Origin of the sequence: Streptomyces sp. NBC_00005 (genome assembly GCF_045160215.1) — a bacterium.
Lineage (GTDB): Bacteria > Actinomycetota > Actinomycetes > Streptomycetales > Streptomycetaceae > Streptomyces.
In genome coordinates, this window is sequence record NZ_CP108316.1 from 6,181,318 (window position 1) to 6,198,207 (window position 16,890).

General features: G+C 66.3%; 17 protein-coding genes. 12 read left to right on the plus strand and 5 right to left on the minus strand.

All coding sequences use genetic code 11. From position 1 onward, the window contains the following. Nucleotides 1–34: 34 nt before the first annotated feature. From dhaL (OG303_RS28455) to OG303_RS28485, 7 genes are all read left to right on the plus strand, one after another. Entirely contained in the window at nt 35–697 is a 663-nt protein-coding gene (gene dhaL / locus OG303_RS28455; RefSeq protein WP_405871873.1) for a dihydroxyacetone kinase subunit DhaL, read from the plus strand. After that, a complete protein-coding gene (locus OG303_RS28460) occupies nt 694–2,382 on the plus strand; it encodes a phosphoenolpyruvate--protein phosphotransferase (protein WP_405871875.1) in 1,689 nt (562 codons plus the stop codon). Before dhaL (OG303_RS28455) ends, OG303_RS28460 begins: the two co-directional genes overlap by 4 nt. A gap of 18 nt (nt 2,383–2,400) precedes the next feature. Next, nucleotides 2,401–3,393 (plus strand): dihydroxyacetone kinase subunit DhaK, encoded by a 993-nt coding sequence (gene dhaK, locus OG303_RS28465; protein WP_405871876.1) that lies wholly within the window; start codon nt 2,401–2,403, stop codon nt 3,391–3,393. Between the two features lie 58 nt (nt 3,394–3,451). Further along, nucleotides 3,452–4,105 carry a dihydroxyacetone kinase subunit DhaL gene (gene dhaL, locus OG303_RS28470; RefSeq protein WP_405871878.1) on the plus strand — a complete coding sequence of 218 codons (654 nt, stop codon included), beginning with the start codon at nt 3,452–3,454 and terminating at the stop codon, nt 4,103–4,105. Further along, a complete protein-coding gene (locus OG303_RS28475) occupies nt 4,086–4,385 on the plus strand; it encodes a hypothetical protein (RefSeq protein ID WP_405871880.1) in 300 nt (99 codons plus the stop codon). Before dhaL (OG303_RS28470) ends, OG303_RS28475 begins: the two co-directional genes overlap by 20 nt. A gap of 170 nt (nt 4,386–4,555) precedes the next feature. Further along, nucleotides 4,556–6,589, plus strand: a complete 2,034-nt coding sequence (locus tag OG303_RS28480) for a nitrate- and nitrite sensing domain-containing protein (RefSeq protein WP_405871882.1) — start codon at nt 4,556–4,558, stop codon at nt 6,587–6,589. A 553-nt stretch (nt 6,590–7,142) separates the two neighbouring features. Then, complete coding sequence (locus OG303_RS28485; RefSeq protein ID WP_405871883.1) at nt 7,143–7,361, plus strand: hypothetical protein; 219 nt, start codon at nt 7,143–7,145, stop codon at nt 7,359–7,361. 232 nt (nt 7,362–7,593) lie between these two features. Here OG303_RS28485 and OG303_RS28490 read toward each other — a convergent pair whose 3' ends face one another. After that, a complete protein-coding gene (locus OG303_RS28490; RefSeq protein WP_405871885.1) occupies nt 7,594–7,782 on the minus strand; it encodes a hypothetical protein in 189 nt (62 codons plus the stop codon). Between the two features lie 286 nt (nt 7,783–8,068). Then, on the minus strand, nt 8,069–8,611 hold the full coding sequence (locus tag OG303_RS28495; protein ID WP_266517444.1) for a hypothetical protein: 543 nt from the start codon (nt 8,609–8,611) through the stop codon (nt 8,069–8,071). Nucleotides 8,612–9,123: 512 nt separating this feature from the next. Here OG303_RS28495 and OG303_RS28500 point away from each other — a divergent pair. After that, entirely contained in the window at nt 9,124–11,736 is a 2,613-nt protein-coding gene (locus OG303_RS28500; RefSeq protein WP_405871886.1) for an NB-ARC domain-containing protein, read from the plus strand. 349 nt (nt 11,737–12,085) lie between these two features. Here OG303_RS28500 and OG303_RS28505 read toward each other — a convergent pair whose 3' ends face one another. From OG303_RS28505 to OG303_RS28515, 3 genes are read right to left on the minus strand one after another with little or no spacing between them, the layout of a single operon-like run. Further along, entirely contained in the window at nt 12,086–12,481 is a 396-nt protein-coding gene (locus OG303_RS28505) for a hypothetical protein (RefSeq protein WP_405871887.1), read from the minus strand. Next, the gene (locus OG303_RS28510) at nt 12,475–12,903 is read right to left on the minus strand and encodes an ATP-binding protein (RefSeq protein ID WP_405871888.1); all 429 of its coding nucleotides are present in this window, start codon (nt 12,901–12,903) and stop codon (nt 12,475–12,477) included. The genes OG303_RS28505 and OG303_RS28510 overlap by 7 nt, the downstream gene beginning before the upstream one ends. A gap of 46 nt (nt 12,904–12,949) precedes the next feature. Next, the gene (locus OG303_RS28515) at nt 12,950–13,357 is read right to left on the minus strand and encodes an NUDIX hydrolase (RefSeq protein ID WP_405877518.1); all 408 of its coding nucleotides are present in this window, start codon (nt 13,355–13,357) and stop codon (nt 12,950–12,952) included. A 106-nt stretch (nt 13,358–13,463) separates the two neighbouring features. Between OG303_RS28515 and OG303_RS28520 the strand changes: the two genes are divergently transcribed. From OG303_RS28520 to OG303_RS28535, 4 genes are all read left to right on the plus strand, one after another. Continuing rightward, nucleotides 13,464–14,252 carry a GntR family transcriptional regulator gene (locus OG303_RS28520; protein WP_405871889.1) on the plus strand — a complete coding sequence of 263 codons (789 nt, stop codon included), beginning with the start codon at nt 13,464–13,466 and terminating at the stop codon, nt 14,250–14,252. A gap of 168 nt (nt 14,253–14,420) precedes the next feature. After that, a complete protein-coding gene (locus OG303_RS28525) occupies nt 14,421–14,792 on the plus strand; it encodes a hypothetical protein (protein WP_405871890.1) in 372 nt (123 codons plus the stop codon). Next, a complete protein-coding gene (locus OG303_RS28530; RefSeq protein WP_405871891.1) occupies nt 14,792–16,168 on the plus strand; it encodes an FtsK/SpoIIIE domain-containing protein in 1,377 nt (458 codons plus the stop codon). Before OG303_RS28525 ends, OG303_RS28530 begins: the two co-directional genes overlap by 1 nt. A gap of 85 nt (nt 16,169–16,253) precedes the next feature. Beyond that, a complete protein-coding gene (locus tag OG303_RS28535; RefSeq protein WP_405871892.1) occupies nt 16,254–16,880 on the plus strand; it encodes a DUF2637 domain-containing protein in 627 nt (208 codons plus the stop codon). Nucleotides 16,881–16,890 lie beyond the last annotated feature (10 nt).

The following is a 16,890-nucleotide window of genomic DNA, read 5'->3' on the forward strand; positions in this document are numbered from 1 at the left end:
GCTCACCCAACCTCCGAACAGCCCCGTACCGACCATGAACGGAGTCTCCGTGGACACCGACCTCGCCCGCACGTGGGTGCAGGCCATCGCAGCCGCCGTGGACAAGAACAAGGACCACCTCACCCAGCTCGACTCGGCCATCGGCGACGCCGACCACGGCACCAACATGCACCGTGGCTTCTCCGCCGCCGTCACGGCCGTGGCCGACTACGAGCCGGACACCGTAGGGGCCGTACTGGTCAAGACCGGCACCACCCTCATCTCCACCGTCGGCGGCGCCTCCGGACCGCTCTATGGCGGTGCCTTCCGCGCCATCGGCAAGGCCCTGGACATCCCGACTGCTGACTCACCGCAGTTCGCCGCCGCCCTGGCCGCCGGCCTCGCGAGCGTCCAGAAGCTCGGTGCGGCCGCACCCGGCGACAAGACCATGATCGACGCCTATGCCCCGGCACTGGCCGCGTTCCAGCAACAGGCCGACGCCGGAGCCGACTTGGCCGCCGCGGCCGTGGCCGCCGCCGACGCCGCCGAGGAGGGCATGCGCGCCACCACCCCGATGCAGGCCCGCAAGGGCCGCGCCTCCTACCTCGGCGCCCGCAGCGTCGGCCATCAGGACCCCGGCGCCACCTCCACCGCCCTCGTCTTCCGCGCCCTCGCCGAGACGGTGGGGGACCACGCCGAGACACCGGGGGCCCGATGACCGACCGCCGCACCTACACCGGGCACGCCGCCGCACCCGGCACAGCCCTCGGCGTCGTCCACCGCACCGACCGGCCACTCACCAGGACAGCGCTGCCGCACCGCATCGGCGGCGACCCCACGCAGCAGATCACCGACGCCTTCGACGCCGTAGCCACCCGACTGCTCGACCTGTCCACCTTGCTGCGCGAACAGGGCAAGGACGAACAGGCCGACATCATGGAGGTCAACAGCTACATCGCCCAGGACCAGGATCTGCGCGACCAGGCCGTCAAGAGGGCGGACGACGGCCAGCCGGTACCCATCGCCGTCCGCCAGGCCATCGACGCCTACGCCGGAACCATCGCCGCACTGGACGATCCCACCCTCGCCGAACGGGCGGCGGACGTCCGGCAGGTCGGCCGCCGTGTGCTGGCCCACCTGCACGGCGAGACGGGCCCCGCCCCCGACCAGCCGCTCGTCCTGGTCGCCCACGAGATCGGCGCCGCCGACCTGCTGGAACCCGGCCTGACGGTGACCGCCGCCATCTCCGTGACCGGCGGCCCGAACTCCCACGCCGCGATCGTCGCCCGTTCGCTGGGCATCCCCTTCCTCCTCGCCGTCAACCCCCTGCTGCTCGAACTGCCGGACGGGCAGGAGATCCTGCTCGACGCCGGTCAGGCCAGCGCAGTCGCCCACCCCGACGACGAGGAACGCACCAGGGCTCTGCGAGCCATGGAGACCGCCCGAGCGCGCAGGCGCGCCCTCGCCGAAGAACGTCACCTGCCCGCAGAGACTCTCGACCGGCACCGCATCGTTCTGCGGGCCAACGTGGCCACCCCGGCCGACACCCGCGCGGCCCTGACCACGGGCGCCGAAGGCATCGGCCTGCTCCGCACTGAGCTGCCCTTCCTCAACCACCCCGCCTGGCCCACCCGCGAGCAGCACGCGGCCACCCTCGTCCCCGTCCTGCGCGTTCTCGCCGGGCAGGTCGTCACGGCTCGCACGCTCGACTTCGCCGACGACAAACTGCCGCCGTTCCTCGCCGAAGGCCGCGAGGGCGGGCGGCTCGGGCGCGGCCTCCCCCTCATGCTGGCCCAACCGGACGTCTTCGCCGACCAGTTCCGCAGCCTGCTCAGCGCCGGAGCCGACACCGACCTGCGCATCATGATCCCCATGGTGGCGAGCGTCGACGAACTGCGCGCCTGCCGACGCCTCCTCGAGGCCGCGGCCACCGAGGCCGGCGTTCCGATACCACCCCTGGGCATCATGGTGGAACTCCCCGAAGCGGTCGCCGCGGCCGACGACCTCGCCCGGGAAGCCTCCTTCTTCTCCATCGGCAGCAACGACCTCACCTGCCAGATCCTGGGCCTGGACCGGCGCGACCCCACCGCCACTCCCGCCATGACGGCACACCCCGCCGTACTCGACGCCATCTCACGGGTCGTCACCGCCGCCCACCGACACGATCGTCAGGTCTCCGTCTGCGGCGACGCCGCCGCACACCCCCTCGTGACACCCCTCCTCATCGGCCTCGGCTGCGACAGCCTCTCGGTCGGCCCCGCCGCCCTCGACGAGGTCCGGGCCCGCATCCGCCGGCTCCGCCACGACACCTGTACCTCCCTGGCCGCCGTCGCCCTCACCCGCGAAACCCCCGACGAGGTCTGGCGACTTGTCGAGCAGTGCGGCCAGCTCTCGCTGCCGTGAGAAGGAGAGGCCGGAAGCATGAAGAAGCTCATCAACTCGCCCGATCACGTGCTCGACGACGCTCTTGTCGGTGTGGCCGCCGCGCACCCGTCGCTGACGGTCAACACCTCCGACCGCTACATCGCCCGCGCGGGCGGGCCGACCCTCGGGAAGGTCGGCCTGGTCTCAGGCGGCGGATCCGGGCACGAACCCCTGCACGGCGGTTTCGTCGGATACGGGATGCTCGATGCGGCCTGCCCCGGCGAGGTGTTCACCTCTCCCGTGCCGGACCAGATCCTCGCCGCCACGCGCGCCGTGGACAGCGGGGCGGGGGTGCTGCACATCGTGAAGAACTACACCGGCGACGTGCTGAACTTCCAGATGGCCGCCGACTTGGCCGCCGACGACGGCGTGCGAGTTGAGGGCGTCGTGGTCAACGACGACGTCGCCGTGGAGAACAGCACGTGGACGGCGGGCCGGCGGGGCACCGGGGCGACCGTGTTCGTGGAGAAGATCGTCGGTGCGGCCGCCGAACTCGGCGCGGACCTGGGCACGACCGCGGCTCTGGGCCAGGAGGTCAACGACCGCTCCCGATCCTTCGGAGTCGCGCTCACGCCGTGCACCGTGCCCGCATCCAGCAAACCCGGGTTCGAGCTGGGCGAGGACGAGGTCGAGCTGGGCGTCGGTATCCACGGCGAGCCCGGTCGCGCCCGCGGCAGGCTCGCCTCCGCCAGGGAACTGGTCGGTGTCGCACTGGACGCCATCCACACCGATATGCCGCTCTCGGGCGAAGTGCTCGTGATGGTCAACGGCCTGGGCGGCACCCCGCTGATCGAGCTGTACGTGGTGTATGCCGCGGTCGCCGAGTGGCTTGCCGGCCGTCGCGTGTGGATCACCCGCAACCTGGTCGGCAACTACGTCACCAGCCTGGAGATGGCCGGCTGCACGATCACGGTGTGCCGGCTCACCCCACAGCTCATCCATCTGTGGGACGCCCCGGTCGTGACCCCCGCGCTGCGCTGGGGACGCTGAGCGGCCAAGACCATCGACGCCGGACCGTACGAGACCGTACGAGGGAGCAGGGACGACGATGGACGCAAGCATGTTCCGGGCCTGGATCCATGAGGCCGCCCGATCGGTGACCGAGAATGCCGATCACCTGACCCGCCTCGACTCCGCTGTAGGCGACGCCGACCACGGCATCAACATGCGCCGTGGCCTCCAGGCGGCGGTGGCGATGCTGGACGAAACCAACCCTTCCACCCCCGGTGCAGTGCTCGCCACCGTAGGCGGGGCATTGATAAGCAAGACCGGCGGCGCATCAGGACCGCTGTACGGCACCGGGTTCCGGCAGGCCGCGCAGACCCTGGGCCGGCATCCCGACGTCTCCGCCGCACAACTCGGTGCGGCGCTCGCGGCCGCCCTCACCGGCATCCAGCGGATCGGCGCGGCGCTGGAGGGAGACAAGACCATGATCGACGCCCTCAGCCCTGCCGTGACCGCCTATCAGGCCGTCATCGACACCGGCGGCGAGCTGACCGGCGCCACCCGCGCGGCGTCCGACGCCGCCGTGCGGGGGCTGAAGCAGACCGCCGACATGCAGGCCCGGAAGGGCCGCGCGAGCTATCTCGGAGCCCGCACCATCGGCCACCAGGACCCCGGCGCGGCGTCGACCGTGCTCATTCTGTCCGCACTCGCGACGGTCTGCTCGGCAGGCGAGCGGCGTGCGGACGGTCTTCAGTAAGCCCCTTGCGCGCTTGGTTGGCCCCGGTGGCGAAGGCGGCCTCGCCACCGGCAAAGACACGACCAACCTCGCCGCCGATGCCAAGCCCACCCCGCCTGGCGAACACGACGGACGGCTGAGCCCCGGTACTGAGCGGATCGCCACAGCGACCCCCGCCGAGGAAGTGGTCGAGGTCTCGAACAGCTCCGAGGCCGACGCGTGGTTCGCGTCCGCAGGAACCTGCCGGCGGACGGACGAGGCGATGGCCTCATCCATCGACGGCACGTTCATCACGACGTGACACGACACGACATCACACGACAAGCGCACTCGCGCGATGAGCGGTGTGCCTGCGACACGTGGACGCGCCCCTGAATCGCGCACGTTCTAGGGCGGGGAGAGAGGGTACGAGGGCAAGTGCAAGCACAACCTGGCAGCAACCAGAGGCGGTTCACCCCGAGTGACTGGAGCGTGCGCACCCAGCTGCTGGCTGTGGTCGTCATCCCGATCGTCACCGCGCTCGTACTGGGCGGTCTGCGGGTCGGATCCGCCGTGCACAAGGCACGCGACATCGACAAGGCCCGTCAGCTCGTCCGCGTCGTCGACAAGGGCACGGCGCTGTTGCAGGAGATCGAGGACGAACGCGATCTCACCGCCGTCCACGTCGCCGCAGGCCGTACGAGCAACACGAGCCGAATCGACACGCAGCGCTCGAAGACAGACACGGCGCTGGCCCGGGTCCGTGGCGAAGCCGTTCGTGTCCACCGAAGGACGAACTCGGTCCTGGGCACTCAGCTCGCGGTGCTCGACGCCCTCGGCCCGAAGGTCGCGTCGCTGCGCCACACGGTGGCCCGAGCGACGATGCGCTGGCCGACCGTGGTCGACGCATACACGGTCTTGCTCACCGAGCTCACCGACACCCTTGACCTTCTGGCGCCGGACATCGCCGGCCCGGCCCTTGTCATGAGGGCCGGCACACTCGAGACCTTCGCCCAGGCCACGGAGAAGGCGTCCCAGCAACGCGCACTGCTCGGCGGCGCACTGGCCGATGGACACTTCGATTCGAACGAGGCCCAGAGCCTGACCCTGGCCGGCCGTCGGCAACAGGCATTGATCGACCAGTTCCTGTCCGGTGCGCCGGCCGCCCAGCGTCAGTTCTACGAGCGCACCCTCACCGGAAGGGACGTCGACAGGGCCGACACGTTCCAGAAGCAGGCACTCGCCCTGCAGGGCACCCGTCGCCCCAGCCTCGACGCCGACGTGTGGTTCGACACCATGACGAGCAAGCTGGACCTGATGCGACGGGTCGAGCAGCGGCTCGTGGGAATGGTCGAGGACGAAAGCTTGCGCGAGCAACGCCAGGCCGAGCGCTCACTGCTCACAGCGTCGCTCGTCGAGCTGTTGATCCTCCTGCTCGTGATCGTTGTGACGCACGTCCTCGTGCAGTCGATCGTCGGGCCGCTGCACACCCTGCGTGCCTCCACCCTCGATATCGCTCAACGCCGCCTGCCCGAGGTGGTCCGGTTGCTGCGGGAGTCCAGCGGCACCCAACTCAAGCCCATCGAGGTCGAATCCACGGCCGTCGACTCGACCGACGAGATCGGAACTGTCGCCCGCGCGTTCGACGATGTCCATCGCGATTCCGTACGGCTGGCGTTCGAGCAAGCGCACCTGCGCGGGCGCATCAACACGATGTTCGTCAACCTGTCGCAGCGCAGCCAGAGCCTCGTGGAACGGCAGCTGGAGCTGATCGACCACCTGGAGAACGGCGAACAGGACCCCGACCTGCTCGCCAGCCTCTTCAAGCTCGACCACCTGGCCACCCGCCTGCGCCGCAACGGGGAGAACCTGCTCGTCCTCGCGGGCGAGAAGGCGGGCCGCCGCTGGAGCGCCCCGGTCCGGCTTGTGGATGTCCTCCGGGCCGCCATCGGCGAGATCGAGCAATACCAGCGGGTGCAGCTGCGCGGATTGGTCACCGCGGACGTCGACGGCCGGGCGGTGAACGACATCGTTCATCTCATCGCGGAGCTACTGGAGAACGCGACTACGTTCTCCTCTCCGGATACCGAGGTGCAGGTCACCTGTCAGCTGCTGTCCGGCGGCGGCGCGAAGGTCGAGATCCAGGACAACGGCATCTGCATGTCCGCCGAGGACCTTGTAGAGGCCAACGAGAGGCTCCTGAACCCTCCGGTCGTCGACGTCGCGGTGGCGCGACGCATGGGCATGTTCGTCGTAGGCCGGCTTTCCGGCCGCCACGACATCCGCGTCCAGCTCCGCAGTTCATCGCCCCACGGCATCACAGCAGTGGTCATGCTGCCCCAGCAACTGGTCCGGGAACACGAAGATCACATGGATCCTCCCGGACTGTCAGCCAGGTACACCCCGGAAGGACGCCTCACCGGCTGGCGCAACTACGACACGGCCGAGCAACCCGATGAAAGTGCGCCGGCCAGACGCACACGCCGGAACCGCCGTCCCGGCACCAGCCCCGCCAACAGGGAGTAGCGCTGCCGCGACCCACGCCGAGCCATGGGCTGTCGGACCGGCACCATGTCCTGAACGCGCCGACCCCGGTGGAACGGCGGCTCGTCGCTCGGCCTGCCACTCCTTCCGCTCACGCAAACGGCCCCGGACGAGGAGTCCGAGGCCGAATGGAGCGCCTCCTTGGGGGGAAACCCCAGTTCAGCGGCTCAATGCGTTGTGCCCCCGGCAGGATTCGAACCTGCGACACCCGCTTTAGGAGTTCGATCCGGGCCTGCTCCGGCTGACACTGCTCAGAGACACGACGGCCGGGCAGGGACGCTGGGGTACGCCGCCGTCCGGCGCCGTTGATGTCAACCGTGGATGTCAGAGACCTTCTGATCCGTAGCTCTACAGAGATCGGTCAGTGGAGGTCATACAGGTTGCCCGGGGGCCTATGAGAGCCGGTGTGGAGTGCTGCCGGTTGCTGGGGTTGCTGTACTTCGCTGCTGTACCGCGCAACCACGGAGCGGCAGGGTGGTCTCTCCTGGGTCGCCCCGATCTTGCGCACCGCCCGCGTCCCCGATACAACCGTCTGGTGACAAGCAACTCCGAGCCAAAGGCGCGGTGGACCAAGGACAAGGCCGGAGCCGCCCTGGCGGCCACAACCGGCTTCTTCTTCAGTCGCGGGCCGGCTCTTGAAACGGCGAAGCAACTGACCCAGGAGTATCCGAATACAGCCGCTGCGCTCGTCAGCCTCGCGGTTGCCGCCCTCGCGTACTGGATCGGGTTGCGGGTGATGAAGAAGCTCCCCTAACGGCTCCCACCAGGTCAGTGACGCTGGCAGCGACCTGCCGCGGTGTCCTCGTCCAGATCTTCCGGCCCGCTCAGGTTGGGAAGCTGCGATCATTTGGGGGCGGTTCAAGCGCTGACCTGGGCAAATGGTTACGGGGGCCCTGGCATGCCGTGGTGCTTTCCCCGCGGTTACCCGCCCTATCCGGTGCGGTTGTAGTGCGGCTTCCGTCATCCACGCTCCGGCGCTGCGCTGTCTACCGCTTCTGCACCCTGTAGCGCTTCATCAGCACGGTGATCCGTGCGTGGTCCGCCTCGCCGTTGAGCTCGGCCAAGAGGTCGTCGGGGCACAACTCGTAGAGATCACCCCACCATCGATGTCCTCGGTTGTCCCAGATCCGGTAACCGCCGGGCACGCCCCTGGCCACGTAGCGTCTCCTGCTCATAGGCCCCCTGCTCCCACCGTTCGACGTCCTTGAGCGAGTCGTCCCCGACGCGTGACCATACGCGCGCTGCCACCGACCGGCGAGGGAGTATCCAGCTGCCGACCTACACGCTTTCCAACTGTGTTGGCGCCTCGCGGGGCCGCGTACAGGGTCGTTCACCTGCGTTCACGGTCGGCTGGTCGCCGGAGCGGCTACGGGCTTCGGTCCCGTCTGAACGTCCGCGAACGGCGCTGAATGAGACGGAAACTGAGACGGCCTCGGTCACGCCCGGTGGGCCCGGGCTCCCCTATGAGAGCGGATCTTCGCAGTACTCGGCGAGCAGAGTGATGGTGCCTGAGCTTGCTGGATCGGCGACGGCGTCCAACTGCCGCTGGAAGGTGGCTATGTCGTCAGCCGAAGCCAGTTCCGCCGCTTCGGCTGCGTTCTCCGCCGTCGTTTTGGCTCTCAAGCCGCCGTCGCGGTTCAACTCCTTGGACGCCTGGCACACGGTCTGCCTGTTCGGCTTGCCACTGTTGCCGGTCTCAATTCCGCACACTGATTCGGAGACACTCTTCAGGTCCTGAGCCTGCTTCACGATTCGTCCCGCTGCGGTCAGGGTCTCGTCACTCAAGGACACTGCGGTCACCAGGAGCACACCAGACGCTGACAACGCTTGGTCGGCTTGTGCAGATGCCTGGCAGGCAGGAACGGTGGGAGACGCGGTCGCCGCGTTGCTAGCCGCTGCCGTAGTGGTACTGGCAGACGAGGTCTGGCTGGATGCCGCGGGCGTGGGTGAGCAACCTGCGGCGCAGATGCCAGCCAACAGCACGACCATGACGAAGCGACGCACGGCTCACTCCTGGAACAGACGTGGGAGACGGCTGAGGATACGGTGACAGGTCCGCAGCAGACCTAGCCGACAGGGAGATTGCCTACGCTCTGAGCTTGAGAAGCTGAGGCGTTCTGGGGGTGACTGCCGCTCTGACCTGCACTAGAGCGGCGTCGGCTCTTGGTAGGTGGCCGAGTTCCCCGGCGTTCCCCGTGGTCCCCCCCGGCACGAACTGGCACGCGTCTGGCAAAAGAGTCCATTGCGCTCGACCGGCCCCCGTTGTGAGCCGGTCACCCTTCTGAACCGGCTGACCGTTCCCGAGAACTGGGTCCGCCCCCGCCCACAAGGGGGCGACTTCTGCACGTTCGGGTGACATGAGCACTGGCCGGTGGCAACATCTTAAGTGTGGCGGTGCGAACCTGGGAGACTGAGTGATTCCGCATACTCGAATGACGCGTTCCCGGCTTTACGTTCTGGTGGACTCAGTTGAATCCGATATGCGGAATTTTCTAGTCCGTTACGTCCTTGACCATATGGACGAAGAATCTGCACTGGGTCCCAATTACGAGAAAGCTAACTTGCGTCGTGAAGCTGAGGAGCTGGGCGATTCCGTTAGCGCAGTTCAATATCTGGACATGCGCGAAGCTTACGACGTGCTGAATAGGCATCGAGAGGTTCTCCCAGCGGATCTTGGTCGAGAACTGCGAGAGAATACGCCATTCATGGATTCGCTTGTTCCCATCAGGAACCGAGTCATGCATGGCCGACCCCTGCAAGCTGGTGACCCTGAGACCGCCGTGAGTGTTTGCAGGAATTTTCAAACGCGATACTGGACCACACTCAAAGGTATTGTGGATCACCTAGACGCAGATCCAACCTGGGAACCAGCCTTTGAAAATCAGGGTCGACGTTCAGACCGAATTCTTCACAACCTACCCCTGTCAGAGTACGACGAGACTGGATTGATCGGCCGGGCCGAAGATTGCAAGAAGATCGTCTCACATCTCCTCAAGCGGCGGGAATCGATGCTGACGATCACAGGCGAGGGGGGTATCGGAAAGACAGCTACTGCCCTGGAAGTGGCTTACTCACTTGTCGATAACGTTGAATCGCCCTATGAATGCATACTTTGGGTATCACTCAAGACGGAACGGCTCACTGCCTCTGGTGTAGTTGGAATTGTGAACTCCATTAGGGATCTAACAGGTGCAGCGAGGAAACTAGGGCAGGCATTCGATACAGATTTTCGGGGAGGGATCAACGAGCTGGCAGAGGCTCTAGAGGGAATTGAAACTCTTCTCGTTATTGATAACCTGGAGACCGTTGACGGTGAAGAGGTCATAGCACTATATGAGCGACTCCCGGATAGCGTGAATTACCTATTCACAAGTCGAGTCGGAGTAGGGCAATTCGAGCGTCGTATCCCTCTTGGTCCCTTGAAAGAGAAGGACGCAGCCAGCCTGTTCCGTCAATTCGGACGCTCTAGGGATGTCTCTCGACTGGTACGCTTGGCTCCTAATACCGTCAATGAAGTGGTTAAGAGGCTCAGGTTCAGCCCATTGGCTATTAGGTGGTACGTCCTTTCTGTAGAGGCCGGCCAGCAACCAAACCTTGCACTGGAGAACCAGGAAGACCTCTTGGACTTCTGCGTGAGGTCAGTGTATGAAGGTATGACGCCGAGCACGCAAGGTGTTCTCTTAACGCTTTTTGCGCTCGAAAGAGACGTCACGTTCGATGAATTGGCTATCCTTTCGGACGCCTCTATTGATTCGTTGCGTCGCTCAATCCATGAACTTCTAAACGGTTCTATGGTTCGACTCGACAACGATCCGGATGGCTCGCTCGTTTCGAGGGTAAGTCTCACAGAAGCAGCAAAGTCCTACCTGAGGCGAGTTAATACGCCGAATCCAGTTGCAGTTAACGCTATTCTGGAAAAAGAGCAAGAATTCAGACGTTCGGCCGAGCGCCGGCGTAACGATGAAAAAGCCCGGAAGCTCGCGCCCAATGTGGTGCGTACACGCACAAGCAATGATGAGCCGGTTGCGCATCTGCTCAGGAAAGCGCTATCAGATTCGAAGGATGGCGCTTTCGGGCCGAGTCTTGACTTGGTTGAGAGGGCGCGATCCATGAGTCCTGACTTTTGGGAAGTGGATCGAGTTCAAGGATTCATTCTTTCGGCTCAAGGTAACGTTGATGCGGCGACCTCTGCCTACCTCGCGGCAATTCGAAAAGCCAGGGCTAGCGACGATAGCCTCGCTGAGGCTGTTGTAGCGTATTTCTTTGCTGGCCATCTCGCGAGGAAAGCTCACGAAGTTCAGAAAGCTGCGGACTATGCCCGGATTGCTCACGGGTATTTCAATAGTCCGGAGACTGCCCAAACGCTCGGATCCTATCTGACGTGGATGCGGGAGTTCAGCGAGGGTCAGCATTTCCTTGAATGGGCCCTGGAGCGAGCTGCAGGCAGGATTAAGCTGATCACTCTCACGGCTCTTGTCGACTCTTGGCGCCGTTGGTCTGAGTACCTGCTTGATCACGAGCATCGAGCATTGGAAGCTGCGGACAAGGCTCAAGCTGGGTTTTCGATCGGGGATCAAGAAATCCGAGGCGGCATTTCCGATATACGCCTTTTTGATGCCGTGTTGGAAAGTTTCTCCCACTATATTCGATGTGTTACTTCGCCTGGCGCCGATGGCGCTACGAGAGACCAGCAGACTGTTCGCATGATAAAGCGCGTCAGTACGCAACTGTTCGCTTTCGAGGCCTGCCGAGGGTGGCGTAATTTCCCGGGTCATGTGGCCAAATTGAGGCGCACATCCAGCAATCCTGAGATTCAGGATTTGTGTGATCGAATCTTGGAATATGCTCGACCTGCAACAGACTCAGAAGTGGCTACTAATGAGTCGCAGCGGGACGAGATAGCCGAAGGGGTGGTGAAGGCGTGGTGTGAAACCTACGGGTTCATCGCTCATCCGCGGTTCCCTAAAGATGTGTTCTTCCATGGATCATCTGTAGAGAATCGCCCAGAGAAAGGCCTGGACGATCTCACTGGTCTGATGGTTCGATTCATTCCCAAAATCGAAGCTGATGGACGCGTTCGGTCCAATTGGGTGCAAATTATTCGAAGTGACGGCCATGGCGCAACGTAAGCCAAGAGGTCGGTGGAGTGGCTTTGGGGTGGCGCTGCTTTGGCGCGAGTGATCATGGCCCCGTAAGCTTCCGGCGGGTCGGGCAGTCTGTGGACCTGCCCGGTAAAGCACGACGTTGGGGCCATGATCTTCGAGGCTCGCGCCAAAGTGGCTCCGTAAAGCCGCGGAGCCGACCGCCCCAGCCACGACGCATCCCTTCTCTGGCCTTAGGCGGCTGATTGTTGTGAGCGCGGCACGGGCGCCGGCCGGGCTGGAGCGGGGCGGAGACAGGAGCGCAGGCCCGGCCGGGGGCCGGGCCGCGCGCGGGGAGCGGAGCGAGCCGCCTTGAACCAGTAGAGAAAGTTGTAACTCAGTCGGTCGCGCGGGTGGTGTGGGGCTTGAAGTCGTATGCGCAGGCTGGGAGTTTGATGCCTTGGCGATGTGCGAGCGGCAGGAAGAGTACGGGTCGGATCGTCCAGGTGATGCGTGTGCCGGCTTGGGTTACCGATACCGAGCAGGGCTCGAACCGCAGGAGTGCTCGTCTCGTCTTGATGCGGCCGAAGTAGAGCCAATGCCATGCCTCGTCGGAGGCGTCAGGGTCCAGGGCCGGTGTGATCGTGCGGAGTGTGATGGCAACCCATCTGTCGGCCTGGGGTGCTGAGTAGGCGTCGAAGGATGCCCGGAGGGTCGGCTGTTCTGCGTCGTTGGTGAGGTCTTCGGTCCAGCATTCGCACCAGAACCCGGGCCAAGGTTCGTCTTTCAGCACGGGTGGCCTCCCGTGCGCGTATCGGTGAAGAGCTCCGCGGTGACCGTGTGGCCGCCGTCGCTGTCGTGGACCACGACCCGGTGGGCGATCGCGCTGACCATGCCTAAGCCCCGGCCGTGCTCGGCCTCCTGGTCCTGGTGCTCGGCCTTCGGGGTCGTGCCAGTACATCCGTCGTCCGTGACCGACAGGGCGATCGCCTGGGCCGACACCGCAAGCGCGAGGTGGAAGCTACCGGAGTCCCGGCCGCTGGCCGTGTGGAGGATCGCGTTCGCGCTCAGCTCGCTCACGATCAGCTCGGCGTCCTCCGCTAAAGGCGAGCCGCGCAGGATGTCGCGGGTCCAGCGGCGGGCCCGGCTCACTTCTTCCGGGAATCCTGGGCAAGTGAGCCCCCAAACCCGGGCTACACTCATATACTCGTGCATACAAGTTCCTTCGTGCTGGTAGGCCGCCATGTGCAGCGGGTTTGGGCTAGACGAGTTTCACGCCGTCGTGGGCGCGGATGGCCGGCGGGGACGTCGCGTCGAGTGCGTCCAGGACGCGGATCGCGTATGCCTCGTCGGCGAGTTCGGAGACTTCTTCACGGGTGGCCCAGCGCAGCGCGCGGGTTTCGTCACCGGTGGTGGGCGTGCCGTCGGCCGCCTGGCAGCGGAAGACCAGCGAGACGATCAGGCCCGTCATGTTCTTGTAGACGCCGGTCAGGGTCGCGGGAAGTGCGATCTTGATGCCGGTTTCTTCGAGGACTTCGCGCTGGAGGGCCTCGGGGATGGTTTCCTCGCGTTCGAGGACTCCGCCCGGGGGTTCCCACTTGCCGTTGTCGCGGCGCTGGATCAGGAGGGCCCGGCCCTGGGCGTCGACGACGACTCCGGCGACGCTCACGGAGTGCGGACGATCCATGCTCACGTTCCTCGGCCCTCTCGCTGGCTAGGCTCTCCACCGTAGCAACAAGACTCGCCCACACGTCTAGATACCTAAAGGAGTACCTGTGAGTCCTCTTTCTTCCGGCCTTCTCGGCGATCTCGACCCCACGAGTGATCGTGCGGTCTTCCGGCAGATCGCCGACCAGCTGCGCGAGGCCATCGACCGTGGGCGATTCCACGAGGGCGACAAGCTGCCCTCGGAAGCTGACCTTGTCGAGCATTACGGGGTATCCCGTATGACGGTTCGAAACTCCTTCTCCATCCTCCAGGGGGAAGGGCTCGTGCACGCCGAACACGGCAAGGGCGTCTTCGTGCGGCCCCGGCCGCCCGTTCGGCGTCTCGCCTCGGACCGCTTTGCGCGCCGACATCGGGAGCAGGGCAAGTCCGCGTTCATCGTCGAGGCGGATGCGGCCGGCAGTCACCCGCAGGTCGACAGCCTGGAGGTCAAGGAGGAGAAGGCCAGTCAGGACGTCTCCGCACGGCTCGGGTCGGTGCGGCGGGTGCTGGCCCGTCGTCGGCGGTATCTGCTGGACGGGCGGCCGGTGGAGTTCGCCACCTCCTACCTGCCCCTCGACATCGCCCGGGGTACGCAGATCGCCGAACCCAACCCCGGCCCTGGCGGCATCTACGCCCGCCTCGAAGAACTGGGCCATCGCCTCGACCACTTCGAGGAGGAGATCCGTGCCCGGATGCCCTCGCCCGCCGAGGTGAAGACGCTCCGGCTGGCCTCCGGCGTGCCGGTTATTCACCTCATCCGAACCGCCTTCGACACCGAGGGGCGAGCCGTCGAGGTCTGCGACACGGTCATGGCCGCGGACGCGTACGTGCTGTCATACCAGCTCCCGGCGACCTGATCGTCATGGTTTGCGGTGGTGCGCGGGGACGCTTTCCCAACTCGTACACCCCAACAGGCATACTCGTATAGACGAGTGGGCAAGTTGTGTGGCAAGGTGGTCCGCACGTTCCCGGAGATCGGGTTCGTAGGACACATCATGTATAGACGAGTAGATAGGGGAACTCCCTTGCGCACCATCCGTGTTGAGACCTCGGCCGCGACGATCCTGCTGACCGAGGCTCCGGAACCGAAGGTCCGCGACCGGCAGACCGGCGAGATCGCAAAGGACGCTGTCAGCGGTGAGGCGCTGATGACGATCGGTGTCGTCCACATCGAGGACGGCGAGTCGTCGCTGATCAAGGTCACCGTTCCCGAGAGCGGTGTGTCCGAGGGCCTGGCCCTCGGGGCGCCCATCTCGCTGCCGGGGCTGGTCGCCCGGCCGTGGGAGAGCGTCTTCAACGGGCAGCAGCGGCATGGCATCGCCTTCCGCGCCGCCGCTGTCACCCCGGCTGCCTTCCCGGCGGTCGTCACCGGGACTGACGCCGAGGCCGCCGCCTGATGTCCGACCTGACGACGCTTCTGGAGGTGGGTGGTCCTGTCGCCGCGCTCGGCGGCGGGGCCACCTACGCCCGGGCCAAGCACCCGGGGCTCTACTGGTCGACCGTCGGCCTGCCTATATCCACGGCCCGGCTGCTCGGCTCGTACGGCTCGGTCATGGAGGCGTGCGGGCTGACAGTGGCGCCGTCCCGGCTGCGGGTCCTCGCGGTCAAGGCCACCACCCGCCGTGAGGTACGGCCCATCCCGCCACGCCGGGGCATCATCCGGCCCACCTCGACCGGCCTGCGCATCCGGCTACGACTCGCCCCGGGACAGGAACCCGCCGACGTCGCCGCCTCGGCCGAACGGCTGCGGCATGCCTGGGGCGTTCACGCCGTGTACGTCACCACCGTCAAGCCCGGTGTCGTCGAACTGCGGCTCGTCGGCTTCGACGTCCTGCGGCGCGTAAGGATGCCCCGCAAGGTCGACTCCGGGTACCTGCGCATCCCGGTCGCGCTGCGGGAAGACGCCATGCCCTTCGTACGCGACTACCGCACCATCCCGCACCAACTCACCCTCGGCGCCACCCTGTCCGGCAAGTCCATGTACCTGCGCCACCTGATCACCGGACTCGCCCGACAGCCGGTCGCCCTCGTCGGCATCGACTGCAAGCGGGGCGTGGAGCTGGCGCCGTTCGCCTCCCGGCTCTCGGCACTCGCAACCGACCCGGACGAGGCCGCCGAGTTGCTGCCCGTGCTCGTCAAAGAAATGGAGGACCGCTACGACCTGATCAAGGCCCGGCAGGGCATCGCCCCGGGCACCCCCGACGAGGAGATCACCTCCGACATCTGGGGCCTGCCCGAGCGCGAACGCCCCACGCCCGTCGTGCTGTTCGTCGACGAGGTCGCCGAACTCTTCCTCGTCGCCACGCGCAAGGACGAGGAACGGCGCGACGAGATGGTCACCCAACTCATCCGCCTCGCCCAACTCGGCCGCGCCGCCGGCATCTACCTGGAAGTCTGCGGGCAACGCTTCGGCGCCGAACTGGGCAAGGGAGCGACCATGCTTCGGGCCCAGCTCACCGGCCGCGTCTGCCACCGCGTCAACGACGAAGCCTCCGCCAAGATGGCACTCGGAGACATCGCGCCCGAGGCGGTCATGGCCGCCTGCTCCATCGCCCCCGAACGGCCCGGCCTGGCCGTCGCGGGCGACACCTCCGGCGGCTGGTCCCGTATCCGCACGCCGTACCTCTCCCTCGGCGACGCCGCCGAAATCTGCCGCGACTCCGCGCACCTGGCCCCCGACCTGCCTGCGCTCAAGCCCTTCCAGCCCGACGCGCCCGTACGACCGGTCGAGGCCCCGGCTCCGCAAGTCCAGCCGCGCCCGGTGACCGACTGACCTGCGCCCTCCAACCCCGGTCGGCGTGACCGCCTCACGCCACGTCCCTACCCCTCCCATGCCTGAACCCGGAAGGAGCCGCACCATGCGTGCCCAACTGGCCCGCGTCGACGCGGTGCTCGTCCAGGCGCTCATCGCCGCCGCCCTGTCCTTCGCCCACCTGCACGACGTCGCCTCGGCAGCCGGACAGGACGGCTGGAAAGCGTGGGCCTACCCGATCAGCGTCGACCTGCTGCTCGTCGCCGCCTGGCGTCGACTCCGGTCCGGCGAGGCGAAAGCGTCCGGGTGGTGCTGGTTCGTCATCGCGCTCGCCGCGTCCCTCGGTGCGAACGTCGCCACCGCCGGGCTGCTCGACCTGCACCGTGTGCCGGCATGGCTGCGCATCCTCGTTGCGGGCTGGCCCGCGGTCGCCTTCCTCGGCGGAACGCTCCTCGCTCACTCCGCGCCGACGGCACCGGTCGATGACGTCGAGGTCGTCGAGGATCAGGAGGACGCGCCCGAAGCCGCTCCCGAGCTACCTGCCCAACCGGCCACCAAGGCACCAGCCGAGCGGCCTGCCGTGCTGGTCCCGTCCGCCCTGGTCGAACACGCCCGCAAGGTCGCCGCCGAGCATCACACCCGCACCGGAACGCCCATCGACACCCCAACTCTCCGTGCTCGCCTCGGCGTCCCCGTGCCCATGGCCGAGGCAATCGCCGCCCAACTCGCCTGAACGGGAGGAA

Excerpts from the sequence above, each read along its gene's own strand:
- dhaL (WP_405871873.1), top strand. The coding sequence starts at position 35 with ATGAACGGAGTCTCCGTGGACACCGACCTCGCCCGCACGTGGGTGCAG.
- OG303_RS28460 (WP_405871875.1), top strand. The coding sequence starts at position 694 with ATGACCGACCGCCGCACCTACACCGGGCACGCCGCCGCACCCGGCACA.
- dhaK (WP_405871876.1), top strand. The coding sequence starts at position 2,401 with ATGAAGAAGCTCATCAACTCGCCCGATCACGTGCTCGACGACGCTCTT.
- dhaL (WP_405871878.1), top strand. The coding sequence starts at position 3,452 with ATGGACGCAAGCATGTTCCGGGCCTGGATCCATGAGGCCGCCCGATCG.
- OG303_RS28490 (WP_405871885.1), bottom strand. The coding sequence starts at position 7,782 with ATGAGCAGGAGACGCTACGTGGCCAGGGGCGTGCCCGGCGGTTACCGG.
- OG303_RS28500 (WP_405871886.1), top strand. The coding sequence starts at position 9,124 with ATGGACGAAGAATCTGCACTGGGTCCCAATTACGAGAAAGCTAACTTG.
- OG303_RS28510 (WP_405871888.1), bottom strand. The coding sequence starts at position 12,903 with ATGCACGAGTATATGAGTGTAGCCCGGGTTTGGGGGCTCACTTGCCCA.
- OG303_RS28530 (WP_405871891.1), top strand. The coding sequence starts at position 14,792 with ATGTCCGACCTGACGACGCTTCTGGAGGTGGGTGGTCCTGTCGCCGCG.
- OG303_RS28535 (WP_405871892.1), top strand. The coding sequence starts at position 16,254 with ATGCGTGCCCAACTGGCCCGCGTCGACGCGGTGCTCGTCCAGGCGCTC.